Annotated in this window: 21 protein-coding genes and 1 pseudogene; 6 read left to right on the top strand and 16 right to left on the bottom strand. The window is 40.1% G+C overall.

The features are described from left to right. A pseudogene (locus RI561_RS03635) lies at positions 1-318 on the top strand (transposase); the annotation flags it as partial. Positions 319-506: 188 nt separating this feature from the next. Here the strand turns inward: RI561_RS03635 and uvrA are convergent. The 4 genes from uvrA to RI561_RS03615 all read right to left on the bottom strand — a co-directional run bounded on the left by uvrA (position 507) and on the right by RI561_RS03615 (position 6,539). Next, entirely contained in the window at positions 507-3,359 is a 2,853-nt protein-coding gene (gene uvrA / locus RI561_RS03630) for an excinuclease ABC subunit UvrA (RefSeq protein ID WP_395078866.1), read from the bottom strand. 82 nt (positions 3,360-3,441) lie between these two features. Next, a complete protein-coding gene (locus tag RI561_RS03625) occupies positions 3,442-4,299 on the bottom strand; it encodes a DUF4382 domain-containing protein (protein ID WP_395078865.1) in 858 nt (285 codons plus the stop codon). Between the two features lie 108 nt (positions 4,300-4,407). Next, complete coding sequence (locus RI561_RS03620) at positions 4,408-6,180, bottom strand: DUF2207 family protein (protein ID WP_395078864.1); 1,773 nt, start codon at positions 6,178-6,180, stop codon at positions 4,408-4,410. Between the two features lie 56 nt (positions 6,181-6,236). Beyond that, complete coding sequence (locus RI561_RS03615) at positions 6,237-6,539, bottom strand: ferredoxin family protein (RefSeq protein WP_395078863.1); 303 nt, start codon at positions 6,537-6,539, stop codon at positions 6,237-6,239. A 120-nt stretch (positions 6,540-6,659) separates the two neighbouring features. On the opposite strand from RI561_RS03615, the gene RI561_RS03610 reads away from it, so the two are divergent. After that, positions 6,660-7,004, top strand: coding sequence for a four helix bundle protein (locus RI561_RS03610; RefSeq protein ID WP_395078862.1), 345 nt, complete (start codon positions 6,660-6,662; stop codon positions 7,002-7,004). A 32-nt stretch (positions 7,005-7,036) separates the two neighbouring features. Here RI561_RS03610 and RI561_RS03605 read toward each other — a convergent pair whose 3' ends face one another. The 5 genes from RI561_RS03605 to RI561_RS03585 form a co-directional block, all read right to left on the bottom strand. Then, positions 7,037-8,362 (bottom strand): FAD-dependent oxidoreductase, encoded by a 1,326-nt coding sequence (locus RI561_RS03605; RefSeq protein ID WP_395078861.1) that lies wholly within the window; start codon positions 8,360-8,362, stop codon positions 7,037-7,039. Between the two features lie 67 nt (positions 8,363-8,429). Further along, on the bottom strand, positions 8,430-9,404 hold the full coding sequence (locus RI561_RS03600; RefSeq protein ID WP_395078860.1) for an electron transfer flavoprotein subunit alpha/FixB family protein: 975 nt from the start codon (positions 9,402-9,404) through the stop codon (positions 8,430-8,432). Between the two features lie 111 nt (positions 9,405-9,515). Then, positions 9,516-10,286 carry an electron transfer flavoprotein subunit beta/FixA family protein gene (locus tag RI561_RS03595; protein WP_395078859.1) on the bottom strand — a complete coding sequence of 257 codons (771 nt, stop codon included), beginning with the start codon at positions 10,284-10,286 and terminating at the stop codon, positions 9,516-9,518. Positions 10,287-10,442: 156 nt separating this feature from the next. Further along, the gene (locus tag RI561_RS03590; RefSeq protein WP_395078858.1) at positions 10,443-10,628 is read right to left on the bottom strand and encodes a hypothetical protein; all 186 of its coding nucleotides are present in this window, start codon (positions 10,626-10,628) and stop codon (positions 10,443-10,445) included. 5 nt (positions 10,629-10,633) lie between these two features. Beyond that, positions 10,634-11,560, bottom strand: a complete 927-nt coding sequence (locus RI561_RS03585; protein WP_395078857.1) for a DUF4835 family protein — start codon at positions 11,558-11,560, stop codon at positions 10,634-10,636. Between the two features lie 22 nt (positions 11,561-11,582). Between RI561_RS03585 and RI561_RS03580 the strand changes: the two genes are divergently transcribed. Both RI561_RS03580 and RI561_RS03575 read left to right on the top strand, forming a co-directional pair. Then, complete coding sequence (locus RI561_RS03580; RefSeq protein WP_395078856.1) at positions 11,583-12,401, top strand: hypothetical protein; 819 nt, start codon at positions 11,583-11,585, stop codon at positions 12,399-12,401. After that, entirely contained in the window at positions 12,401-14,455 is a 2,055-nt protein-coding gene (locus RI561_RS03575; RefSeq protein ID WP_395078855.1) for a ComEA family DNA-binding protein, read from the top strand. Before RI561_RS03580 ends, RI561_RS03575 begins: the two co-directional genes overlap by 1 nt. A gap of 485 nt (positions 14,456-14,940) precedes the next feature. Here RI561_RS03575 and RI561_RS03570 read toward each other — a convergent pair whose 3' ends face one another. The 4 genes from RI561_RS03570 to RI561_RS03555 all read right to left on the bottom strand — a co-directional run bounded on the left by RI561_RS03570 (position 14,941) and on the right by RI561_RS03555 (position 19,244). Next, positions 14,941-15,840 (bottom strand): glycine betaine ABC transporter substrate-binding protein, encoded by a 900-nt coding sequence (locus tag RI561_RS03570; protein ID WP_395078854.1) that lies wholly within the window; start codon positions 15,838-15,840, stop codon positions 14,941-14,943. 64 nt (positions 15,841-15,904) lie between these two features. Next, positions 15,905-16,726, bottom strand: a complete 822-nt coding sequence (locus RI561_RS03565) for an ABC transporter permease (protein ID WP_395078853.1) — start codon at positions 16,724-16,726, stop codon at positions 15,905-15,907. Positions 16,727-16,728: 2 nt separating this feature from the next. Next, positions 16,729-17,961 (bottom strand): glycine betaine/L-proline ABC transporter ATP-binding protein, encoded by a 1,233-nt coding sequence (locus RI561_RS03560; RefSeq protein ID WP_395078852.1) that lies wholly within the window; start codon positions 17,959-17,961, stop codon positions 16,729-16,731. A 119-nt stretch (positions 17,962-18,080) separates the two neighbouring features. Beyond that, positions 18,081-19,244 carry a hypothetical protein gene (locus RI561_RS03555; protein WP_395078851.1) on the bottom strand — a complete coding sequence of 388 codons (1,164 nt, stop codon included), beginning with the start codon at positions 19,242-19,244 and terminating at the stop codon, positions 18,081-18,083. Positions 19,245-19,539: 295 nt separating this feature from the next. Between RI561_RS03555 and RI561_RS03550 the strand changes: the two genes are divergently transcribed. Next, positions 19,540-21,198: a M1 family metallopeptidase gene (locus RI561_RS03550; RefSeq protein WP_395078850.1), complete on the top strand. Its 1,659-nt coding sequence runs from the start codon at positions 19,540-19,542 to the stop codon at positions 21,196-21,198. Positions 21,199-21,237: 39 nt separating this feature from the next. On the opposite strand, the gene RI561_RS03545 is transcribed toward RI561_RS03550, so the two are convergent. From RI561_RS03545 to RI561_RS03535, 3 genes are all read right to left on the bottom strand, one after another. Further along, the gene (locus RI561_RS03545) at positions 21,238-22,233 is read right to left on the bottom strand and encodes a c-type cytochrome (RefSeq protein ID WP_395078849.1); all 996 of its coding nucleotides are present in this window, start codon (positions 22,231-22,233) and stop codon (positions 21,238-21,240) included. Between the two features lie 145 nt (positions 22,234-22,378). Further along, the gene (locus RI561_RS03540) at positions 22,379-22,912 is read right to left on the bottom strand and encodes a class I SAM-dependent methyltransferase (protein WP_395078848.1); all 534 of its coding nucleotides are present in this window, start codon (positions 22,910-22,912) and stop codon (positions 22,379-22,381) included. Between the two features lie 148 nt (positions 22,913-23,060). Then, entirely contained in the window at positions 23,061-23,810 is a 750-nt protein-coding gene (locus RI561_RS03535) for an MBL fold metallo-hydrolase (protein ID WP_395078847.1), read from the bottom strand. Positions 23,811-23,980: 170 nt separating this feature from the next. On the opposite strand from RI561_RS03535, the gene RI561_RS03530 reads away from it, so the two are divergent. Continuing rightward, entirely contained in the window at positions 23,981-24,877 is an 897-nt protein-coding gene (locus RI561_RS03530; RefSeq protein WP_395078846.1) for a glycine betaine ABC transporter substrate-binding protein, read from the top strand. Positions 24,878-24,903: the final 26 nt, after the last annotated feature.

Here is a 24,903-nt window from a genome sequence, read left to right as displayed (position 1 = left end):
GAGGCAAAGTAAGTCCCAATAGTATTATTCACTCCGACGGATGGAGAGGCTATAACGGACTGGTAGATCTGGGCTATGCCAAACACCTTCGGGTCGATCATGGCCGTAATGAATTTGTTAGGGCGGCCAGTCATATAAATGGCATCGAAGGGTTCTGGGGCTTTGCCAAAACCAGATTGGTTAAGATGTCGGGGAATGCATCCGTCCACGTTCTATTTGCATCTAAAAGAGTCTGAGTTTCTGTTTAATTATCGTAAAGAAAATATTTATCCAAAATTGTTAACATTCATCCGTCAAGAACCGCTTAAGTTGTCTTGACCCAATTTTTATATTAGTATAATCTATGCCTGAAAATGAACTGTAAGCGTTTATTAGAGGTTTTGTCCGGTTAATACAAGTGTATAAAAAATGAGTAAATGTGTATTTGTAGGGGTTAAAAAATTTGGTTAAGAATAATCAAATTAATGCTTTAAATGGAACTCATAGAAATACGGACGAAGTTGGTCTTATTTGTCGATTTTTAGTGTTAAAACCCGATTTAACCTTTCAAATTCCTGCTTTAAAAACTTTCCGGTTTCTGAATGTTCAATATTCGCGACTTCTTCAGGCGTATCCTGAGCAATGATCTCCCCACCGCCACGGCCGCCTTCAGGACCCATGTCAATAATCCAGTCTGCGGCTTTGATTAGGTCGAGATTATGTTCTATCACAATAACCGTATTGCCTTTTTCAACCAGTTTCTGAATTACATTTACCAACATTCGAACATCCTGGAAATGGAGTCCGGTGGTTGGTTCATCCATTACATAAAGAGTATCTCCGGTGCCAACTTTGGAGAGTTCCCGTGCCAGTTTGATGCGTTGCGCTTCGCCCCCGGACAGGGTTGTGGAAGATTGCCCCAGGGTGAGATAACCAAGTCCTACATCAACTAAAGTATCCAGCTTGCGGCTGATTGCGGGCTGGGCATCGAAGAATTCAGCTGCATCTCTGATCGGCATTTTTAATACATCAGAGATGTTTTTGCCCTTATAGTAAATTTCCAGTGTTTCCCGGTTGTAGCGTTTGCCATTACAGGTTTCACAGGTCACGTAAACATCAGGAAGGAAATTCATTTCTATTTTTCGAACACCATCTCCATTACAAGCTTCACACCTTCCGCCTTTCACATTAAATGAAAATCGGCCTTGATCGTACCCTCTAATTTTTGATTCGGGTAGTTCGGCAAATAATCGCCGGATGTAGTCAAAGACTTTGGTGTAGGTGCCGGGATTTGACCTTGGAGTTCGGCCAATCGGGCTTTGATCAATGGAAATGATTTTGTCCACATTATCGATACCTTTCACTGAATCGTAGGGAAGGGGAACAGTCTTGGATTTGTAGAAATGATTGGAAAGAATTGGTACTAACGTTTGGTTGATCAATGAGCTTTTTCCACTTCCGCTGACCCCGGTCACGCAAATAAATTTCCCGAGGGGGACTTCAAGATTTTGATTTTTGAGGTTGTGACCACGGGTATTGGTTACCTCTATTGTTTTATTATTACCTTTTCTGCGCTTTCCTGGAACTTCTATAACTTCTTCATCACGCAGGAACTTGGCAGTATCAGAATCGGGATCTAATTCATTAGGTTTGCCCGAAGTTACAATGTAGCCGCCATTCACACCTGCGCCCGGACCAAGATCCACTACGAAATCGGCATGTTCTATAGTCTCTCTGTCATGTTCAACAACGATCACGGAATTGCCTAAATCTCGGAGTGTTTCTAAGGATTTTATGAGCTTGATATTATCCCGCTGGTGAAGTCCAATACTTGGCTCATCCAGAATATATAGAACACCGACCAGTTGGGTTCCTATCTGAGTAGCAAGTCTAATTCGCTGAGCTTCGCCACCACTTAGTGTTTGAGCTTCACGATCTATGCTTAAGTAATTCAACCCTACATTCAGTAAGAAATCGAGACGATCCCGAATTTCTTTTAATACCTGGACTCCAATGGTCTGCTGACGTTCTGTTAATTTGATCCCGTAGAGTGTATCCCGTAATTCTTGAATATCCATCTGTACGAGATCATGGATGTTGTATCCATCAATTTTATAGGATAAAGCTTCTTTATTTAGCCTGCCGCCATCACATTCCGGGCATGTGATTTTATCCATAAAAGCTTTGGCCTTATCTCGTTGCTTATTGGATTTACTATTTTCATATTGGTCTAAGATCGTGTTCCGGAGGCCTTCAAACTTGTGTTTGTAGGTTACTGAGTTGTCCTTGAAATCATAGCTAACGGAGTATTTTACATCTCCGCTTCCATTCATAAGAACTTCTTTTAGCTCATCAGGATAGTCTTTGATGGGAGCTTCAAAATCCAAGTCGAAACTTTCCAAAATGGCTTTTAACTGTTTGAAAACAAAGATATCTCGCGGTTCTCCTAAAAAGCGAATGCCCCCGTCTGCAATACTTTGTTCATTATTTGGGACAAGTAATTTCCAGCTTACATCATAGGTGTAGCCAAGTCCTTCGCATTCTTTACAATTTCCGTAAGGAGAGTTAAATGAAAATAAATTAGGAGCAGGATCTTCATATGCGAGCCCACTTTCCGGATCGAAAAGATTTTGAGAATAAAGCTTGTCATGGACTTCATCTTCATCTTTGATAGCCAGAATTACATTTCCATCTGCTATTTCAAGTGCAAGGCGAATACTTTCTGCAATGCGTTTTTCACTTTTAGGAGAGATCACAAATCGATCTACCACAATTTCAATATTGTGTGTTTTATACCGATCTAACTTCATGTCATCTTCCAGATCATGAAATTCACCATCTATTCGGGCACTTACAAAGCCTTTTTTTATAGTCTGTTCAAATAATTCACGATAATGCCCTTTTCTTCCACGTACTACAGGTGCTAAACAGTAGGCTCTAGTTCCTTCGGGCATGTCCATAACGGAAGCCACCACCTGATCGGCAGATTGCTTTTTCATTTTATTCCCGGTTCTATAGGAATAAGGAATACCGATCCGGGCATACAACAAGCGTAAAAAATCATAGATTTCAGTCACCGTACCAACAGTAGAACGAGGATTACGATTGGTGGTTTTTTGATCGATGGAGATGACAGGGGAGAGGCCGTCAATGAAATCAACGGCAGGGCGTTCCATCATACCCAAAAACTGGCGTGCGTACGCTGACAAAGATTCCAGAAAACGACGCTGACCTTCAGCATAAATGGTGTCGAAGGCCAGCGATGATTTTCCGGACCCGGATAAACCGGTTATCACAACCAATTGGTCGCGGGGGATATCAATATCAATATTTTTAAGGTTGTGCTCGCGTGCACCGCGTACTACGATATTATGTTGCAATTGAATGGTATTTTTTGAAATTCAGAACTGTGAAAAATACAAAAACAGTTGGTGATATGTGTTCATTCCTCAAAAGAAAAAGTTACTCTGAAACAGAGGAGGTATCTTCTAATTGAATGGTATTTTCAAATTCGAATTGTTCTCCTTCATCCAGTTCTATGCCTTCAATGAGTGAATCAGCATAGGTTTCATTTGTAGGAGAAAACCAAACATCATAAGCCCCTTCTTCAAGTCCAATAAGTTTAAAAGCGCCTTCGTCATTGGGTTGGGTTCCTACCGTGTCCTCATCCATTATTGCATAAACATAAGGTTGAGCTTCAATTGGCAATACGGTACCTGAAATACTGGCTTGTTCTTGAACATCGACAGTCCTTAACACCGGTTTCAGAATAAACCGATTATTTCCGGTTACTACAATGGATTGTGAGGCGTCAAAATCTATCACCAAGTCGTAAACCTGACCGGCTTCAATATCGGCCTGAACATTGAGCTTATATCCTGATTGTTGTGCACTTGGTGTAGTCAAGGGAAAAGATTCTCCTGCTATAACTACATTGTTATTGTTTCCCAGCAATAATCGGATTTGGTTGTATTGTCCGGCTTCTAATTCTGTTTCACCCAATTGAAGAACAGCACCATTTTGATAGTCGAGAAGATTAACGGTTATAGAGTCTTCCATAATTAAGTACCATCCATTTTCGTCCTCCTCATTATCCTCTTCATTCTCACCGTCAGTGTCTCCTTCTTCTTCCGGTTCAGCATCTTCGTCTTTATTTACGAGGACTTGCTTGATTTCAATATTAACCTGATCGAAGTTGGCAGGTGCATCGGTAAGGCCAATTTTAAGCGTTCCTTTATTTGAATTAGTATCTGTGCTACAAGCTGCGAATATAATTGCTACTAAAAAAAATAAGGGGTATTTAAAAAACTGCTTTTTCATATTTCTAAAATTTGTTTTGTGTTGATTCGTAGAGTTCAACTCGCGAGAAGAGATAAAGTTTCCAAAAAATGTAGATTCTAATTTAAAATCTAATAAGCGAGTTTCATATCAACCTGCACCCCCGGAAGCCCCACCTCCGGCCACTCCAGCCGAAGCGCCTCCTCCAAAACTCCCCCCTCCGGCTGATGTTGATCCGGTTGCGGCAAGATTACTGAGCGAGTTGGCCATATCAGCCGGAGAAGAAGTACTGTTTGGTAAAAGCACAATCCAATAGATAGCAGAAACTGCACCCGGGTTTTGTTCAAATAAAGATTCAATTTGATCCTGATTAAGCCCAAAGGCAATACCGTAAATAAAGTGTAATCCAAGTTTATCCTGGGAAATAGAATGCTCTTTAGCAGATTTAAGTGCTTTCAAATAATTCTTCCATCGTTGATAGAGTTCTTCTCCTTTCGGAGTCCGGCGTACTATGGCAAAGGATAAGAGCCACCCAAATAAGACTACCAAAACTGTAAAGCCCATCAAGGGGTGAATCAGGAAAATCCCAAAGATACTTGCAGTAAGCAGTATAGATTGAATTCCTATGTTCCACCAAAGTCCTTTATAGCTGGTTGGATCAACCCACTCTTTGCTTTTACAATATGATTTTAATTTTTTCTTCCAGCTATAAAACCATTTTGAAGCGTCCGATTCACTGAATTTAAAAATGTCTTCAAATTTGTGTCCTTTTTCAGTAATACGTTTTTCTACATAATTAAGGAGGCTAAGTTCGTATTCGGTCATATCCTGTTCTGCAGGTTTGTCAGTACGATGTACTGTGAAATGGGAATCATCATTGGATGATAACCAGCTCTTCTCATCCGGGTCAGGCTCTTTTTCTTCTACCTTAAAATATTTACGTCGTGCCAAGTCAAGTAATGTTGCCGTGATGAAACTGTAAGTCACCGTTCGGTTCATGAGCAACCACCCAATGGCAGCAGGTTTCTCCCTTCCGGGAAGCATGATGCTTTCGTTTGCCGATAGGTTCACTTTATGCCGACTGCCGTATTTGCGATAGAAAAAGATGAAAGCGATAATACTGAGTCCTGCAATCACTATGGAAATCTCAATGGCTAAAGCTTGGCTTCTTTCCTCTTCTTCTGCCGCCCGGCGTTGTTCTTCTCTGAAATTGTCTTCCTGTTCTCTGGCAAGGGTAAGGCTGAAATCAGAGTCACTAACCTGAACGGAATTCTCATCAAAAACGGAAGTCGGGAACACTGTACGAATAGTTACAGCCTGACTTCGGCTAATATTCTCTCCGGTAAATTGAAATCCGTTATCGTAGAAATCAGTAGTAATATCCCAGCCGGGTTCACGAACCCAGCTATGCAGGGATGAATCAGGAACCATGTAGGGTAGCTGAATCAAAATATCTAAGTCATCTGTTGATTTCTCCCGACCAGATGCAACATAAGTCCAGAAAAATTCACTCCATTCAGGCCCTATAACTAAAGCATCTTCCAAGGTATAAGTGACAGTAAATGTTCGTTCTTCATCTTCAGCTTCGAAAAACCATTTAATGTTGAAAGCCTCATCCGATTCTTCCACTAAAAAAGTGCCGGGTTCTTCGGTGTTTAGATTGGTGAAAGCTCTGTCTCCCTCTGTAATTCGGATATTTTGCATAGCCGAATACCCTGTTTTTGGAAGGCGGTAATTAGCCCAGGAATAGGAGCCATCAAATACATAGGTACGATGCTCTGTTATGGTTATAGTCCCATTTTCATCTACGTGAACATCTACTTGTATAGTGGGAATTGAGTAATCTTTTGCAGAAAGATCCAAAGTATAAATCAAAAAAGTTACTGCAAAAAGAAGAAGGTAAGCGAGTTTATAAATTTTCATAGTTTCCGTTGATTAATGCCCATATAGTATTAATTACGGAAAATAAATGGTTTTTGTTACCCGAAATTCCAAGTTACACCACGACCAATTTCCGGATCAGGATAATTCCAGTCCACGGCACCCTGATCGCAGGCATACATACATGTTCCACATTCTATACAATCTTCCACTTGGAAATGCACGTTACCTTCTTCGTCTTTGGTATAACAATTAGCCGGACATACGTAGGTAGTACAATGGTGCGGACAAGTAGAATTACAGATATCGGTATCCACAACAATGTGAGGCTTGATCTCTGATTTGGATTGATTTCGGTAGCTTACAAGTCCGAGGCGTTCGGTTAATTTCAAGTTTTTCATGTCGTTGCTTTATGTGAAAGGTGAAAGGTGAAAAGGCAAAAGTGAAAGGAACATTTTCGACTTTTCAGAATTCTAAAAATTTTGGTATTTATTTGTGAACTATTAACCTAATGGGGTGCTATGATTAAATTGAACCATAAAGATTTAAACGTTTATAAAAAAAGTATAAAATTAGTTAGCGAGATTTATAGGCTGACTGAAAACTTTCCAAAGACTGAAATGTTTGGTTTATCAAGTCAAATGAGACGAGCCGCTGTTTCAGTTCCTTCGAATCTATCTGAAGGCGCCTCAAGAAAATCCGACAAAGAGCGAAAACGATTTTATCGAATTTCAAAATCTTCATTAGTAGAACTCGATACTCAACTCGAAATTTCAATTAATCTAAACTATTTAACTTATAATAAAACAAAAAAGGTTGAAAAATTGGCCAACGAAGTATTCGCAATGCTTTCAAATATGATATAAAACCTTTTCACATTTCACTTTTGCCTTTTCACCTACAATGATTTCCCAGCCTTAAATCCTAATTTCGCCAATTCCCAGTAAGAAGCATGTCGTTTAACCGCTCCCTTCAACATGTCCTTGGATTTCGGTGTAGGTTCATTCTTGATGGAGAAGAACTGTCGGCCGAAGTCGCAGATCAAATTCGGTACTTTTTGCTGCATGGTTTCGGTGTGAAGGAGATGCACGGCATCTTGGAATCCGTTGATGTCCTTCATTACATAACTTTCGCCCATCACCTTGCGATATTCTTTGAGTGTGGCCGAGCTGAAGTCATCTTTTTCTTTCGCTTTAACAATGGTTTCTGCCGCCAGAATTCCGGAACGCATGGCATAATCCATTCCCTGAATGGCTTTTCCTGCATTCATCAATAAGTTGGCGGACTCACCGGCCAGTAGAATTCCGTCTTTGTATAATTCTTTCGGCATGGCTCGCTTATCACCGGAGGAAACCACGTGGGCAGAATATTCCACCACTTCTCCATCTTTTATGATATCGGCGATGACAGGATGGGTTTTGAAATGATTTAAGATGTCATGGGGTGCTTTTCCTTTTTCCCGCATATCCTTAATACCGAGCACCAATCCCAGCGATATAGTGTCGCGATTGGTGTATAGAAATCCTCCGCCTTCAATGCCATCGGTGGCCCAGCCTACAAATTCGTTGCTCATTCCGCTGAGTCCGTTTAGCTGAAATTTTTGCTCCAGCACTTCTTGGTCGAAGCGGATGATCTCTTTGATACCGGTGAGCATGTGATCGGCCGGAACGTAATCATCCTGTAAACCAACCTGACGCGTCAGCAAATTATTTACGCCCTCAGCAATGATCACTGAATCGGCATGGAATTCATCTTCCCCAGTTTTGATACCAACAGCTTTATCGTTTTCCATGAGTACTTCATCTACCTTGATGTTGGTGGCGATGAAGGAATCCATAGCGAAGTCGGAGGCATCAATGGCTTCCTGCACTTTACCGGAAAGCCAGTTGTCAAATTTTGAGCGAAGTACTACTACTCCGTTGTAGGGAGTTTCATTAAAGTGAGAAGATTTGAAATCAAGGGTAAAAGCTGATTGCTCATCCATGAGGGTAAGTCGGCGATGGTTGATAAATCGCTCCCAGCCTCCGTCTTGTTCTTTCCAGTAATTTGGAACGAGTTTTGCGAGGTCACTTCCCCACAAAACACCACCGGACACATTTTTGGAACCGGCAAATTCACCTCGTTCAATCAGAAGGAATTTCATGTTATTACGGGCGAGGGTCATGGCTGCTGCCAATCCTGCAACTCCACCCCCAATTACGATACAATCAAACTTTTCGTCCATAAGGGAAATTTTGAATGTTGAATTTTAAATGCTGAATAATTTAAAATTCAACATTTAGCATTTAAAATTAGCTTTTTATTTTTTTGAGTTCTTCGATGAAGGGCGGGAGTACTTTGTATAAGTCTCCAACAATTCCGTAGTCTGAAATTTCGAAGATGGGCGCGTCAGGATCTTTGTTAATGGCTACAATTACTTTGGAATTTGCCATTCCTGCTACGTGTTGAATCGCACCTGAAATTCCCACGGCAATGTATAATTGCGGGGAAACCACTTTTCCGGTTTGCCCTATCTGCAAACTCGGGTCATAAATACCGGCTTCTGTCAGTGCTCGTGAAGCTCCGATCCCGGCATTTAATACTTCAGCAAGTTCGGAGATCAGATTCTGTCCTTCTTCATCCTTCACGCCACGACCAGCTGCTACAATAGATTCCGCTTCGTTTAGATCAATCGTATCACCGGAAGCGGAGATAATTTCTTTAAGGGTAGCTTTAAGTTCGCTGTCGTCCATGCTGAAATCAATATTCACCACTTCAGCGGAAGTTTCATTTTCAGCCAGATCATATGAACCGGAGCGAACAGAAACGAGTATAGTGTCACTTTTTGCTTCGGTGTTGGAGATAATCTTGGCTGCCATAACGGGTCGTTTGGCTTTCACTCCACCTTCAGTCAATTCAAAAGAAGAAACATCCGGCAGAACGGCTGCATTTTGGTTGGCAGCAAGTGCCCCTAAAATATCTTTGGTACCTTCTGTGGAAGCAAAAGCAAAAACAGAAGGATTTGCGGTTTCCATTACTTTTGCTAACACTTTCAACAGGGGCGTGTTCATGTGATTTTTGAAGATCGGATCTTCCACCACATATACTTTGGAGGCACCGTATTGCTGAATGCCTTCCACAAAAGAAGAAGCATTTGCATCTACAACTACAGCCTCAACGGAATGTCCGCCTTGGTCAGCAAGCTGCTTGCAATGTGAAAGAACCTCTAATGATGATCGTTTAATTTTGCCGTCTGCAATGGCGATATGGGTAAGTATTGTGCTCATTCGTTTTTAGTCTTGTTTGAAAAATTTTTCCTGAAAATAATTTTAAATGTGAAGTGCCAAATGTTAAATGGATCTCCATTTAACATTTAAAATTCAAGCATTTAACATTACTTAAATTACGTTTGCTTCGGTATCAAGCAGTTGCGCTACTTCGCGGGCGATTTCATCTGCTTCGCCTTCAAATTTCTTTCCGGCTTCACGTTCAGGTTTTTTTTCGTAGCCGAGAACGGTAGTGCTGGCAGCAAGTTCATCTTCATTTAAACCAAGAGATGAAAGCTCAATCTGTTCCATAGGTTTGCGCTTGGAGGCCATAATTCCTTTCAAATTCGGAATACGCGGCTCGTTCATATCATTAGAGCAGGTGACGGCACAAGGGGTGGGAAGTTCGATCATTTCCTGACCGGTATCACCCTGACGTTTTACAATAAGCTTGCCGTCTTCGGCTTCAAGTCCTACTGCGTTGGTGGTATATGGAAGATCCAGCATTTCAGCTACCATGCTTCCAGTCAGTCCGGCATCCGTATCTTGAGATTGTTTACCAAGTGAAAGTACATCGTATTCTTTATCTTCAAAAAACTTGGCAAGAATTCTGGCATAGGAGCCGGAATCGTAATCCTCATCACCTTCAGTTAATATATGGGTGGCTTTATCTGCGCCCATGGCCAATGCCTTACGGATGGTTTCAGACGCTTTTGAGGAACCTATTGAAACCACTTCCACTTCACCGCCGTGTTTTTCTTTAAGCACGAGGGCTTCTTCTACAGCAGAAGCATCATAAGCATTTAGAATTTGACGATCGGCATCTTGAATTAGTTTGCCGTCTTTGATTTGAAGAGGTGCGTTAACATCAGGCACCATTTTAATACATACGTAGAATTTCATTCGCTAAGATTTTTCAACTTCAAAATTTCAATTATGGAACCGCTTTTTTGCGCGGCTAATATACAAAACCAATAGATAAATATTTTAGTTCTAAATAACTTTGAACACATATAAGTTGTGATAATAAGAACAGCTTAAACAAATAATTTGAAGCTTTTATGAATCTAGATCATTTTCTTTTTGAAGTTTATTCAGGGCATCCCAGGCAATACCAAAAAGGATGGCCGTAGATCCTGCATATAAAGCATTGAAGCTGTTGCTGTCAAGATAGATAACAATCAGATCCAGACAGACTAAGACCAGAAAGATTACAATAATTATTTTTTGAGTTTTGATAGTCATAGTTTTCAATTTTGCAGGCTTTCATAATCTGAAAGATGTCCCTGATCGGTTTGACTTAGAACCTCATAAGCTTCGAGCCTAACACTACTTTCGGCATCTTCAAAAATAGCGGCAATTTCACGAGACTTTGCATCAAAGAAAACATCAAATAAATAATTACTGCTTGAACGTCTCTTCAATTCTTGTATTTGCTTAAGGGCAGTTAAGATTTCTTGCCTTGCCTCAGATGGGTTGTCAACAAATTGGTCAAGTCCTAAATGGTGGTATCGGTAAATGGCAGCTCTCAAATCTCTGTAACTGGTAGAGGATAAATCTGTAATTAATACATTCCGGTTTCTTCGGTTATTACTGCTGCGAGTCCAACCTACATTGGAAGTCGTTTGAGCAAGGTTGAGAATATTTTCGGCATTAGAGTAATAATCAGATCCTCCAAATTCAGCAAATGTATCAAAATCATAACCTAACATTAAATAAGCGTAGAAATCAATGAATCCGGTAAGTGGATCAAATTGGAGCTCGTCATGAATAAGGCTTTTCCCCTCAGGGTAATTGAATTGCCAGGCATTATCGGTGAGCAACACAGTTGTAGTTTTAGCTGTGGTATTATAAATAGGTCGCTGTAGCTGTAAAACCGTTTCAGCGGAAAATGTGAAATCCGAATTGCCACTGGTAAATGCGATTTGGATTACACAATTAATGCGCTCTTCTTCACGGAACTGTTCTTCTGTCCAGCTATATTCATTAATATAACTTTCTACAACTCTGTCAAAATTTGAGAGGTAGCCATAAGATGAACCTTCAAGCTGTTCTGTATTGATGGTTACATCACAATTAAATTCTTGTGCGTAAATTGTTTGAGGAAAAAATACTAAAATCAGTCCGCATAAAAGAAATGGCTTTAGTACTTTAGTGTAAGTTCTGAAATATTTCATATCGATTATTATAATGTGACATATGATACGAATACAAGACCATCTTTATAAAATTTCTTTGACCATAATTTTGGGGCTTTTTAGTATTCCGGCTTTAGCCCAATTAAATATGGGAGCCCGGGGGCTTGGAATGGGGCAGGCCACCACTGCTTTACCAAACTATGACTGGTCTCTTTTTTCGAATCCTGCTATGACAAGTAACGAAAGTATGGCCGTTGGATTTTATGGATTAAGAAATTATGGCTTTTCGGAGTTAACAGATATGTCTGCGATAGGAAGCCTGCCTACTAATTTTGGAACCGCATCTTTAGGATTTCATCGTTATGGGGATAATCTTTTCAATGAAACGAGAATTCGTTTAGGATATAAAAACGAATGGCGCATGTTACATTTTGGGGTTACAGCGAACTATAATCATATATCTTTTGGAGGAGATTATGGTTCGGGTGGAGCAGTAGGGTTAGATGTAGGCATTGCCGCAAAGTTAACAAATGATTTGTGGATAGGGGCGAGATCAATAAATGTTAACTATGCAAAATATAGTGGAATTGATGAGGAGCTTCCCCGCGATATTGCTCTCGGTTTTTCTTACAACCTAAATGCATTGGCATTGTTTTCTTTTGATATGGTGAAGGATGTCCGCTTTCCGGTCTCCTATAGAGGCGGAGTTGAAATCAGTGTTGTGGATGAGTTAAAAGGGAGAGTTGGAATAACGACGGAACCCATCAGTTATTCGTTAGGATTTGGATATGCCGGCGACAGGTGGGATGTAAATGTAGCCGTGCAGAAACACGAACTCCTTGGATTTAGCCCCGGTATTGATTTTATGCTCTATTTTTAATGCAAGTCCGTTTTTTAATCATATCATTTTTAATACTTGGTACCGTAGCGGTAAACCCGTTCAATGTGTATTCACAGGATACAACAAGTGTTCAGGAACAGCTTGAAAAAGCCTTTGAAGAATTAGATACAGAAGAGTCTGGTTTGTCGGGGGAACAACTGGTGCAATTTTTGGAAGATTTGGCAGCAAATCCGGTAAATATAAACAGGGCCGGGTTGGATGATTTACTGCAGGTCCCGGGAATTAATCTGAAAATTGCGCGTGCCATACTCAGTTACAGAAACAGTAAGCCCTTCGAAGAAAAGGAAGAATTATTGGAAGTAAGTGGTATTGGTCCTGCAACGTATGGGAGAATGCGACCATATGTGTCTATTGGCGGCACGGGAGCTCAATTTCGAGACATGTATATGCGCCCGGAGTATTGGCTGGATAATAGAAAGTTCGATATCTTTTCCCGTTATCAACAAAATTTGCAGACCAGAGAAGGGTATAAACGTCCCGATTCATTAGGCGGGTATTTGGGAAGTCCCGTTAAATATTATCAACGTCTCCGAATGACTACTAACCACCTTTCTTTAAACCTTACTCAAGAAAAAGATCCCGGCGAAACATTAAATGGTATTACAGGTTTTGATTATAACTCAGGCCATATCGCTTTTGTGGATAATGGGAAATTAAATGATTTAGTGATAGGAGATTATAGCCTCAGTTTTGGACAGGGATTAGTGTTATGGTCAGGAGGAGTGTTTGGGAAGGGACGTGAGGTAACTGGAACCATCAGTAAAAATGAGAGAGGTATAAAACCCTACTCATCGGCACAGGAAACAGATTTTTTTAGGGGAGTTGCGGCTTCTTATGGAGAACAGGTAGAAGTGACCGCCTTTTATTCTGACCGCCCAAGAACTGCATCCGTATTACAGGGAGATACTACACGATTTCCGACTTCAAGTGGGTTTCACCGAACGATAAATGAAGAAAGTCGCAAGAATAACATCAATCAAAAGACCATGGGAGGGCGCCTTAGAGTTGATACTCCACTTGGTTTGTTAGGGGCTACAGGATACTACAATACCTTTGATAGTTATATTGGCAGGGGAAGTTCTTTAAGCAACAGGTATGATTTTGAAGGCAAAGAGCATTCTGTTGTTGGTATTGACTACCGGGGACTCATAGGAGAAGCATTTGTATTTGGAGAATTTGCAAGAAGTCAAAATGGAGGATTTGGAGGTGTGGCAGGGGTAGAAACTCCGGTTGGGTTGAATACTGATCTTGCTATACTATATCGAAACTATCGTCGAGATTTTCAGTCGTTTTTGGGGAGTGGTTTTGGAGAACGGTCATCTGCCCCTCAAAATGAAGAAGGTTTTTATGTAGGGTTGAGGCATACACTAAATCAAAACGTGACCTTCAGCGGATATTTTGATCAATACTATTTTGCCTCTCCCACTTTTGGAACCTCCCAAGCCACCGGGGGATATGACATGCTGGGGTTAGCAGAAATAATTTTCAATTCCCAATTCAATATCTATTTCATGGTTCGGAATGAAATTCAGGATGAAGAATATGTGATTTCGAATTCTCTTGGCAAAGAAGAACTTAAATTAGGGGAAGAAAAAAGGTCAAGTTTTAGAGCAAATTTGGAGTATTGGGTAAGTTCGGAAGTTAGGTTGCGATCTCGGGTTGAATTAGTTCGAAATCAGGAAGCAGGTGGTAAGTGGGAGACAGGATTCTTGATTTATCAGGATCTAAGGCTACAACCCAGCCCAAAGCTCAGAATTGATGGCCGAATCAGTTTATTCGATACCGACAGTTTCAATACCCGGGTTTACCAATTTGAAAGTGATTTACTGTACGTCCTGTCTAATACTGTTTTGTATGACCAGGGACAGAGGGCTTACGTTACAGTGAAATATGATGCCGCCGACTTTTTAGACTTATGGTTCAAGTATGGAGTAACTATTTTTGAAAACACTCAGGTATTAGGTAGTGGGCTTAGCGAGGTAAGAGGGAATATTCGCAATTCAATAGGATTGCAAGCTCGTCTTCAGTTTTGAAAGAAAAGTCCAGTAGGAAGATATAGAATTACCAATTCTGTTGTTTAGATCTATACCTTTTCTTTTTCGTAATAATAGTAATTATTATACTCACCGTTTTTCTTAGTTGGCCAAGAGTAAACTCCAATTCTTTGAGAGTTGAGGTTCTTAATCCTTTCGCAATAAAGAAACTGAAGCAGAAATGATACCATAAGGAGCTAAATCAAGGATATTATATTAATATCTATCTTTGAGTTTATTAATATCTATCTTTGAGTTTATTAATGATGGCTCAAGACACCTTAAGGAAATTTAAAATTCCGTATGTTTTCGTATGCCAATTAATAACAAATATGTTTACCATTCACGAATTTTAGAGGGTAAAATAAACTTAAACAAGCAGACTCTGCAATCAGAATTTTATGTTGAATAAATTAAATGCTAAATAGAAAAGGGAAATACGAATAAACGTATTTCCCTATATTTTTTTCATTCAATTTTCGAAACTACATTTCAGCCTGTTGGGCATCAGCCGGAATCCATTCTTCAATAACATCTTGGTTTTCTTGCATCCATTGACGGGCTACTGCCTCGTTATCTTCATCTGACTGATTAATAGCCACCATTAAGTCTGCAAGTTCTGCATCGGTTAGATGCATATTGGATAGGAATTCAGCCAGCTGTGGCTTTTCCTGGGCTAAGTTTTGACGACCCATGATATGGATATTACCTGTTTCCCAAACCACTTTGTCTTCATCTTGTTGAAGAAACTTGAGGTCAAAGCGACCAAATTTCCAGTGAGGTTTCCATCCTGTAACAACTATCCAGTCTTCATCTTCGATAGCCCGTTGAAGAGCAGAGGTCATTGCAGGTCCGCTGGAAGTGATAAGTTCATAATCCAGATTATAGACATCGGTGATTAAGGAATCAGTGGTTTGCATAATTCCTGCACCGGCATCGATCCCGGTAATTTCTCTATCGAACTGATCCACATAGTCGTTGAGTTGATTGATACTATCTACAGGTACATATTCAGGAACAACAAGGCCGCTCTGTGTCCCTTCATAAACAGGTCCTAAATCTACAATATCATCCTGAAATTGGTTGTAGTAATTCCTGTGAAGGACGGGCAGCCAGGTTTCCATGAAAGCATCGGCATCGCCTTGAGCTATAGCTGTGTACGCAGGGCCGACGTCTGCTGAAGTAATCTCAACCTCATATCCCATTTTATCTTCCAGTACTACTTTAGCAAGGTTTGTGTAGGCAATACCTTCGGCCCAGTTTACATATACTAAATCAGCTGATTTTTGGTTTTCTTGTTGACTGCAGCCGGTAATCAAACCTACAGCCAAGACAAAGACACCTAACTTTGAAATCAGGTTTATTATTTTATTGTTGGTTAACATAATTCTCTCTGTTTGATTGGAGTTTTTATTCAATTTGTATTCGTATCAAGATTCTAAATTCAATTCATTCAGCGGCGCCCAAAGACTGCGTTACCCGGTCCAGGAAAACAGCTAAAATCACAATAGCCAGTCCTCCTTCAAATCCTAAGCCTATATCAAGTTGTTGGAGTCCGGTAACCACAGGTTGGCCTAACCCTCCGGCGCCAATTAATGCAGCAATTACCACCATGGATAGTGCCAGCATAATGGTTTGATTCACTCCCGCAAGAATAGTGGGCATAGCTACAGGTAATTCAACTTTAAAAAGCATTTGTTTAGAGTCAGATCCAAAGGCAAGAGCGGCTTCTCTTATTTCTTCGGGAACTTGCCGAATTCCTAAATTAGTTAGCCGGACAGCCGGTGGCATAGCAAATATAAGTGTTGCAATAATTCCCGGTACTTCGCCGAGACCAAAAAACAATACAGCCGGTATTAAATAGACAAACGCCGGCATTGTCTGCATGAAGTCTAGGATGGGGCGAACGACGCGTTCAACGGTTTTACTTTTTGATGCCCAGATTCCAAGAGGAATTCCAATTAAAAGCGCTATGAAAACAGCAGTTATTATGAGGGCCAATGTTTCCATAGTGCCATCCCACATATCCATGCCCTCCACAACAATCAATCCCAGAATGGTAAAAATGCCCACACCTTTACCTGATACATACCAAGCTAAGCCAGCTAAAAGTGCAATCATAACTAAAGGATGAGGAAATAGCAGCACATTTTCGATTCCCACTAAAAAGGCTTTAACAGTAATGGTTATCAGGTCAAAAAAGCCACCAAGATTATCGGTTAACCAATTGATTAAGAACTCAAAGAAATCTCCAACAGGTATATCAAACATCGTTATTGTTGTTTGGTTTTGGTTTTGGTTTCTTGTTTTGTTGAAGCTTCGATATTGCCATTTTCATTTAACTCAGCCAGGATAGTGGCTCGGTCAACAATACCTTTCAAATTTCTTTCATCATCAATAATTGCGATGGGGTAGCTGGCCTCTATCGCCATAGGCAGGAGTTGATTTATAGGGGTTTCGGGGTGAGCCGTTTTAATATCGGATATCAGAATTTCTTCAATATTCTTTTCTTCTTTTTCTTTAAGGTGAACGGCATCATCAATGGTAACAATTCCTTTAAGTTTTCGGTTTTTATCAACCACATACGTTGTTGAAACTCCCACTTTCTCCATTTTTCGGATGGCAACTGAGGGCCCGTCTTTTGGTAGTTGAATGGTCGGAGCTTTCCGCATCACGGCTTGAGCGGTTATAATTCTTGTACGATCCACATTCTGCACAAATGCCTTAACATAATCGTCAGCGGGATTGGTGAGAATTTCTTCAGGTGTACCCACTTGCACAACATATCCATCTTTCATGATGGCGATGCGATCGCCAATTTTTAAAGCTTCATCCAAATCGTGCGTGATAAATACTACTGTTTTGTGAACTTCAGCCTGAAGTTCGAGGAGTTCATCTTGCATGTCGGCCCTGATAAGTGGATCCAAAGCACTGAAGGCTTCATCCATCAATAAAATTTCAGGATCGTTGGCGAGGGCGCGTGCTAACCCTACCCGTTGTTGCATACCTCCACTCAGTTCGCTTGGCTTTTGCTCCTCATAGCCTTTGAGGCCTACTTTATCGAGTGCTTCATAGGCTTTTTTTCTTCTTTCCTCTTTGGGCATTCCGCCAATTTCCAATCCATATTCCACGTTATTCGCAACGGTTCGGTGGGGAAATAATCCGAAATTTTGAAATACCATGGACATTCTGTCACGCCGCAGCTCCAGCAGCCGTTCTTTGCTTACCTTAGTGATGTCTTCATCCCCAATCTTTATGGTGCCTTTTGTTGGCTCAATGAGACGATTTAAACATCGAAGCACCGTGGATTTTCCACTTCCCGAAAGCCCCATGATAACAAACATCTCTTTTTCTTTAACCTTAAAACTGGCATCATTAATACCAATAGTGTTGCCGGTTTCTTCAAGTATTTGGTCTTTGGATTTTCCATTTTCGATAAGTGGAAAAGCCTTTTCAGGATTTTTCCCAAAGATTTTAAAGAGATTGTCAACTGTGATTGCTGCCATTTCTGATTAAGTACATTCAAGATTGAAATTCAGAAAATTGGGATGTCCTGAGTAAAGAGAATCTTCACTCAGGACATCCCTCCCCAAAAGGGAAAGGACGCAATTCATCCGGAATTAGATTAGAAGTAATACCCAATGTTGATATTAAAGCGGGTATTCCATCGGGCATCATTGACACCTTGGGCTAAACCGCTTCCGAAGTTTTGGGTGATCCATGGATGGTTACTTCCGCGTGCAATATCAAAATAAATATAAACATTTCCGGCGCTAAGCAGGAAACCTAACACATGCTGGTGAGCATCGTTATAACCGTCAATGTTTTTTTGAAAGAAGGTGTAATCATTATAAAAATTAAGGTTGGTAATTGGGCCCCAATCTACATCATAACTGTAACTGAGTCCTGCGGAGTACATGTTCATTTCTGTGGCTACCTGGTAAGGAGATCCATAAGCGCCCATATTTACAAAATCAACACTTTGGCCGTTGTCATTTTGGGCGTCCATTGCATAATTGACAAACTGCCCTTTAAAATTCCAGTTGCCATAATTAATGTCGGTATGCAGGGCAAGAGCATATCGGGAGGAGGTTTCATCCAAAGCTTGATTCCAAATTTGCCCTACTTGTCCGCTGGCTCCAACATTAACGGTTCCGTTATCAATATCAAGAGTTTTAGTATAGCGTAGATTCAATTGGTTTCGCTCATAATTACTTTGATTACCGGTTGGTACAATGTCATAAGAGTAACGTCCCGATCCGCCAAAACCAAAGGACCCAGTACCTCCTGCCGGTCCGGCCGGTTCAGGTTGAAAAAAATAGGCTGCCATGAAATCCCAGCTGTCGTTAGAATGAGTATATTTAATCCCCATATCATGATCATCTTCCATACCTACATAATAGGCTCCCTGGAACCACCAGTTATGAGAGTTATACTGTAGGTTCCCAAAAGGAACTTGTGTAACACCGATTTGAATATTGTTATTATCGCTAAAATCGTAACCCAACCAACCTTGTTTTACAAAATGGGTATTAAAAGTTGGATAAAATCGGTATTCAAAATTGAGCTTAACCCCGTTTTCTTCTGCGTTCACATTTATACGCCAGGTATCCCAGGTAAATTGACCGTCGTTGTTATCGATAGTTCCATCTTCATAATCGGTAAGAATTACATTATAGCGAATTGCACCCCCTACCGAAAGTGATGATTCATCTTGTGCCAATGCTTCGAATGCATGTGTTGACAAAAGCATGATAAAAGAAATAACGAGTAGCGTTAAATTTTTCATGATTAACCCTGAAAATTTGAGTTGATTACTATTAAAATTTGAATGAAAAACTTTCCAAAAACCCAGGAAAGAAACACTTGTGAGATGTAGCATATTATTCTCACTTTAATGGGTGTTTTATTCTAAATTCTTATACTCCGTTAGATTTACAATATATAAAGAATAAGAGGCATTCTAAAAAAGATGGAGTAAGTTAAATAAATAAAAACATTAACTTAATACTTTGAAATATTCTTATTTCGAAAATAGAACCATTCAAAGTTTCTCTACTGCCTCATTCGCTATACTAAAGAATATGAGTAAGAAAACGTTCAACAGAATATTGCTATCCATATTGACGGCCTTTTTGCTGTCAATAAACACATTATATGCCCAACCTGAATTTAACCGTCAGGATACCTTGCGGGGAAGTATCACCCCGGAGAGGGCCTGGTGGGATCTCACCTATTATCATCTTTCGGTAGCTGTAAATATAGAAAACCGTTCTATCTCAGGAACCAATGTTATGCAATATGAAGTACTTGAGCCTCATCAGTTGATGCAGATTGATTTACAAAAACCCCTTTCCATCACAAAAATTACACAGCAGGAAGAGGAACTTAATTTCAGCAGAGAAGGAAGTGCTTATTTTGTGGAATTAAATAAGGAACAAAATCCCGGAGAAATTAAAGAGTTAAAAGTTTGGTATGAAGGGAAACCGTTGGTAGCTGAAAATCCGCCCTGGGATGGAGGTTTTACCTGGACCACTGACAGTAACGGCAAGCCTTTTGTAGCAACTTCAAACCAGGTAATTGGGGCAAGTATTTGGTGGCCCAACAAAGATCATCCGTATGATGAACCCGATAGTATGCTTATCAGTATTACAGCCCCGGATACGCTGATGGATGTCTCAAACGGGAGGCTGCGCGGAGTGGATGAAACCAAAAATGATACCAAGACATGGCATTGGTTTGTCTCCAATCCAATTAACAATTATGGGGTGAATATCAATATCGGTGATTATGTGCATTTTGGAGAAACCTATGAGGGAGAAAAGGGACAGTTGGATTTAGATTACTACGTGCTGCGAGAAAATGAAGAAAAAGCCCGGGAACAGTTTAAGCAGGTAAAGCCCATGATGGATGCTTTTGAATATTGGTTTGGACCATATCCTTTCTATGAAGATGGCTACAAATTAGTTGAAGTACCTTATTTAGGTATGGAGCATCAAAGTTCAGTGACTTATGGCAATGGCTACCAAAACGGTTATTTGGGAAGAGATTTAAGTGGTTCCGGTTGGGGATTAAAGTTCGATTTTATCATTATTCATGAAACCGGTCACGAATGGTTTGCCAATAATATCACCTATTCCGATGTCGCAGATATGTGGGTTCACGAAGGATTTACGAACTACTCCGAAAGCTTATATCTGGATTATCATTATGGTGAGAAGGCTGCCAATGAATATGTTCAAGGATTGCGTTTAGGGATTCTGAATGATAGACCATTGATTGGAGAATATGGAGTAAATCATAAGGGATCGGGCGATATGTACAATAAGGGAGGAAATCTGTTGCATACCCTTCGTCAAGTGGCAGATAATGATTCACTTTGGCGTGAAACACTGCGTGGTTTGAATCGTGAATTTTATCATCAAACCGTAAGTTCTGAGCAGGTGGAAGGGTATATCAGTAATAAACTGGGAATGAATTTAGATTCGGTTTTTGATCAATACCTGAGAGATACTCGTATTCCAACTTTAGAATATGCTTTTCGGGATGGACAACTCAGATATCGATGGGGAAATGCAGTATCAGGGTTCAATCTTCCCATTGATGTTCTGTTGAATGGAGAGGAGTCTCGGCTATATCCAACCACTCAATGGCAGTCTAAAGTATTAGAGGAAAACACATCTACGCATTTATCTATAGATCCGAATTTTTATGTAGGGAGTTTTAACCTATTGGGAGAATAAAAGACAGCAGGAGCTTGTGTTTCTCCTGCAGTGGCTATTTCATTCTGAATCACTTTCAAGAACGGAAGTAAATCGCTTTACTTCATTTTCTACCGGTTTCACGGTTTGCAGATATGCATAAATAGCTTTTAGTTCCTCCTCCGACATTTTTGAATAATTTTGCCAGGGCATAGCCGTGTTAAATTGATCGTCAGCTACCCTCGCAAAATTAAATGAAGAGTCAGCATAGTCTTTAAAGCGTTTGATGAAATCTGTTTCAGTCCACCTTCCTATACCGGTTATTTCATCAGGGGTTATATTTGAGGTTCGAACTATGCTGCCATCTATGAGTGGAAATTCAGCTCCTCCGGCAAATTCCATTCCCGGAATAATTGCTCCTTTTTCCCTGGGACTGTGGCAATCGGAACAGCTGCCTGCTGTTACCAAGTATTCACCCCATTTTATGGGATCTGTGGTATCGCGGACCAATGTATGCTCTGCAGGTTTTGGGATGGTATTAATAATAAAATTCATTGGAAAACTAATCTCCTGTTCCGGGATTTTATTTTCTATGGGTTCCAGCGTTCTGAGGTATGCAATGATAGAGTAGATGTCTTCCTTTTCAATTTTGCCATAGTTAGGATGCGGCATTATTGGAAATAAAGCTCGTCCGTCTTTATTAACGCCTGAAGTTATAGCCCTGTAAATCTCTCCATCAGTCCAATCACCCAAAGCAGCAGGGGTAATATTGGGTGAATAAAAAACACCTGGGAGTCCCTCTTCAGGACCAAAATAAACACCACCGGCGCCAAGACTATCGACTTTTAGAGGGTGTGCAAACTTTGCCTTATCAATAGGGGTATGACAATGCATACAAACCATTACATTATTTGCAAGATGCTTTCCCCGCTCCACCCGTTCAGCTGTTTGTTCAATTTCAATATTGGGAGGAGGTCCAACATCAGGTAATGCAAAACTTACATAAGCCAATATCCCCAAGATACAGGCAATGATAACCAATAGACCAATACCCAGAATCTTCGTTACTTTCTTCATAGTATCACCTCATATTTAATTTAATGACAAGAGAAGCTTTTATACCCACTTACATATACAGTCACAAAAAAGCCTCATAGTTTATGAGACCTAATTTGTAAAATAATATTGTAAATGTCTATGAGGCAATACTTTATAGCGTTATTTACACCAGTAATGTAATGTGGCGATCGTCAATATCGAGTTCTGAGAAATTAAATTCTTTTTTGATCCACTCAAATGTTTTGGGGTGATAAAAGAAGACATGTGTTTCATCGCTTTTATAATACCAGGCATGGAAGTCAGTGTGTTCTGTATATGGATCGGTTTTCAAAAAAAGAGCCCCCCTTGGTTTTAGCATACCCCGCAATTGTTCAAATTCTTGATAGGGATTGTGAAAATGCTCAATCACTTCGCAGCTGACAATATAGTCGTACTTCAATTCCAGTACGTTAGGGTGATTGTCGAAAAAGGGATCAAAAACATTCAGTGAATAGCCACGGTCAGTGAGCATCTTGGTGATAACCGGACCTGTCCCTGACCCAAAATCCAACCCAAGGTCTTGAGGTCCAAATCGAGCTGTAATTTTCTCAACCAGCGGAGAAACGAAATTTTGATAGCGGGGATCTTCTACATCATTATCATGACTTTCGTAGCGATGGATTTCTTCTTCGGGAGAGGGATAATCACTTATATCCATTAAGACTGCCCGGCAATTTAGACAACGATGATATTGCCGGGCTTCTTTTTCGTAATAATAAAAAGGTTTTGTTTCAGAGGAGCAGAGGGTGCACTTCATTTCTATATTTTTTTGAAATAAAGGTACAAGTCTTGACTCTTAGATGTAATTATTGGTTTGGATACCAATCTTTAAGGTGTACATCAATCTCTTTGCCTTCCCAATCCACTATTTCTTTGAAGCGCTCAATATCTTGTCCCCGGTGATGATAAGGGTACATAATAGCCGGTTCCATGTCCAATACACCACTCGCAGCCTGGTAGATATCCATGGTATAAGGCAGATTCATACAAACAAAGGCTACATCGATATTTTCAAGATTGCGCATTTCAGGGATGTCTTCGGTATCTCCGGAAATGTAAATTCTTTTACCATCAATGGTAAGAACATAGCCATTTCCCCAGCCTTTGGTATGCCGGGCTCCCTCATTGGGAAGGTTATACATAGGTACGGCCTCAACCTGAATGCCATTAAATTCCATAGTTTGTCCGTTGGCCATTATTTGAATCTGTTCGGAATATTGTTCAGGCATTTGCTCAGCCACTGACTGTGGAACAATAAAAGTAACTCCTTCAGTATTGAGGTTGGCAAGCGTTTCAGGACTTAAATGATCCCCATGTGGATGAGTAATTAAAATCAGGTTGGGATCAGCTTTGCCTTCATATAAAGAAGCATCACCCCAAGGGTCTAAATAAATATTCAGGTTATTCCATTCAAAAATCACGGAACCATGAAGAATAGGGTGAATCAAAATGTCTCCATTTCCAGTCTCAATTTTGTCAGCATTGTTATTGAGTTGGGCAAGAACTAATAATGGAGCAAGCATAAAAAGTAAAAGGATGAGAGAGAATTTTTTCATGGTAGTAATTTTATTCAGAGTTAACATTTGAACTTCAAAGGAATAAATTTCATTCAATTATGTAGTTTAGAAGATGTAAAGTACTTTTGCTAAAGTTTTCCATCTTTATATTCTACTAAAATCTTTTATCTTAAATAGGTATTTGATTTTAAATAAAATAGGGAGGATTTATGGATGTATTTAAATCATTTAAAAGCTCAATTATTGTAATTTCCATGATAGCTTTTGTTGGAGTAGTTTCGAGTGGTTGCCAACAAAATACTGATGAAACAGAAGACAAGACCATCCGGATGATTTATGCCAATTGGTCGGAAGGGGTAGCCATGACTCACCTTGCTGCTGAATTACTTGAGGGTGAATTAGGATATGAAGTAAGTACAAAAATGACAGATATAGAGTCTGTTTTTCAAGAGCTGAATAATGGGGATTCAGATGTATTTGTGGATGCATGGCTTCCACAAACGCACGGGGGATATATGAATACCTATGGTAATGACTTAGAAGATCTTGGTATAAATGTAGAACAAGTAAAAACCGGATTGTTGGTACCGGAATATGTAGGAACATCTTCAATAAGTGAGCTTGAAAGTGAATTTGACACTATAATTGGTATAAGCAGTGGGGCAGGTATTATGAATGCAACCCGAAATGCTATTGAAGCCTATGATCTCCAAACAAATTTACAGGAAGGATCAGAAGAGCTAATGACCAATCAGCTGATTGATGCCGTAAAAAGACAGGAACCTATCGTAGTAACAGGTTGGACGCCTCACTGGATCTACAATCGTTATGATTTGAAGTTTCTTGAGGATCCCCAAAATGTATATGGCGAATCGGAAAAAATTCATACAATAGCCCGAGAAAATTTCACCTCAGAATACTCCAGAGCCTCTTTATTTTTTGAACGTTTCAGTTTGACAGAATCACAATTAGGAGCTCTTATGGATGAAATAGAAACCTTCCCGGATAATGAGAGAAGAGCTGTTCAAAACTGGATAGAAGAAAATGAATTCGTAGTGAACCGGTGGATTCGAGGCTTAGAACCTGAACGAGAAACCGTGATGTAGAGTGCTTATAAATTAAATTGATGGGA

Origin of the sequence: Gracilimonas sp. (genome assembly GCF_031581265.1) — a bacterium.
Taxonomy (GTDB): domain Bacteria; phylum Bacteroidota; class Rhodothermia; order Balneolales; family Balneolaceae; genus Gracilimonas.
The sequence above is the reverse complement of the archived record's forward strand: the minus strand, read 5'-3'. Positions and strand labels throughout refer to the sequence as shown.

Coding starts and splice junctions, on each gene's coding strand:
- RI561_RS03625 (WP_395078865.1), bottom strand. CDS start 4,299: ATGAAAAAGCAGTTTTTTAAATACCCCTTATTTTTTTTAGTAGCAATT.
- RI561_RS03620 (WP_395078864.1), bottom strand. CDS start 6,180: ATGAAAATTTATAAACTCGCTTACCTTCTTCTTTTTGCAGTAACTTTT.
- RI561_RS03615 (WP_395078863.1), bottom strand. CDS start 6,539: ATGAAAAACTTGAAATTAACCGAACGCCTCGGACTTGTAAGCTACCGA.
- RI561_RS03610 (WP_395078862.1), top strand. CDS start 6,660: ATGATTAAATTGAACCATAAAGATTTAAACGTTTATAAAAAAAGTATA.
- RI561_RS03605 (WP_395078861.1), bottom strand. CDS start 8,362: ATGGACGAAAAGTTTGATTGTATCGTAATTGGGGGTGGAGTTGCAGGA.
- RI561_RS03600 (WP_395078860.1), bottom strand. CDS start 9,404: ATGAGCACAATACTTACCCATATCGCCATTGCAGACGGCAAAATTAAA.
- RI561_RS03595 (WP_395078859.1), bottom strand. CDS start 10,286: ATGAAATTCTACGTATGTATTAAAATGGTGCCTGATGTTAACGCACCT.
- RI561_RS03590 (WP_395078858.1), bottom strand. CDS start 10,628: ATGACTATCAAAACTCAAAAAATAATTATTGTAATCTTTCTGGTCTTA.
- RI561_RS03585 (WP_395078857.1), bottom strand. CDS start 11,560: ATGAAATATTTCAGAACTTACACTAAAGTACTAAAGCCATTTCTTTTA.
- RI561_RS03580 (WP_395078856.1), top strand. CDS start 11,583: ATGATACGAATACAAGACCATCTTTATAAAATTTCTTTGACCATAATT.
- RI561_RS03575 (WP_395078855.1), top strand. CDS start 12,401: ATGCAAGTCCGTTTTTTAATCATATCATTTTTAATACTTGGTACCGTA.
- RI561_RS03570 (WP_395078854.1), bottom strand. CDS start 15,840: ATGTTAACCAACAATAAAATAATAAACCTGATTTCAAAGTTAGGTGTC.
- RI561_RS03565 (WP_395078853.1), bottom strand. CDS start 16,726: ATGTTTGATATACCTGTTGGAGATTTCTTTGAGTTCTTAATCAATTGG.
- RI561_RS03560 (WP_395078852.1), bottom strand. CDS start 17,961: ATGGCAGCAATCACAGTTGACAATCTCTTTAAAATCTTTGGGAAAAAT.
- RI561_RS03555 (WP_395078851.1), bottom strand. CDS start 19,244: ATGAAAAATTTAACGCTACTCGTTATTTCTTTTATCATGCTTTTGTCA.
- RI561_RS03550 (WP_395078850.1), top strand. CDS start 19,540: ATGAGTAAGAAAACGTTCAACAGAATATTGCTATCCATATTGACGGCC.
- RI561_RS03545 (WP_395078849.1), bottom strand. CDS start 22,233: ATGAAGAAAGTAACGAAGATTCTGGGTATTGGTCTATTGGTTATCATT.
- RI561_RS03540 (WP_395078848.1), bottom strand. CDS start 22,912: ATGGATATAAGTGATTATCCCTCTCCCGAAGAAGAAATCCATCGCTAC.
- RI561_RS03535 (WP_395078847.1), bottom strand. CDS start 23,810: ATGAAAAAATTCTCTCTCATCCTTTTACTTTTTATGCTTGCTCCATTA.
- RI561_RS03530 (WP_395078846.1), top strand. CDS start 23,981: ATGGATGTATTTAAATCATTTAAAAGCTCAATTATTGTAATTTCCATG.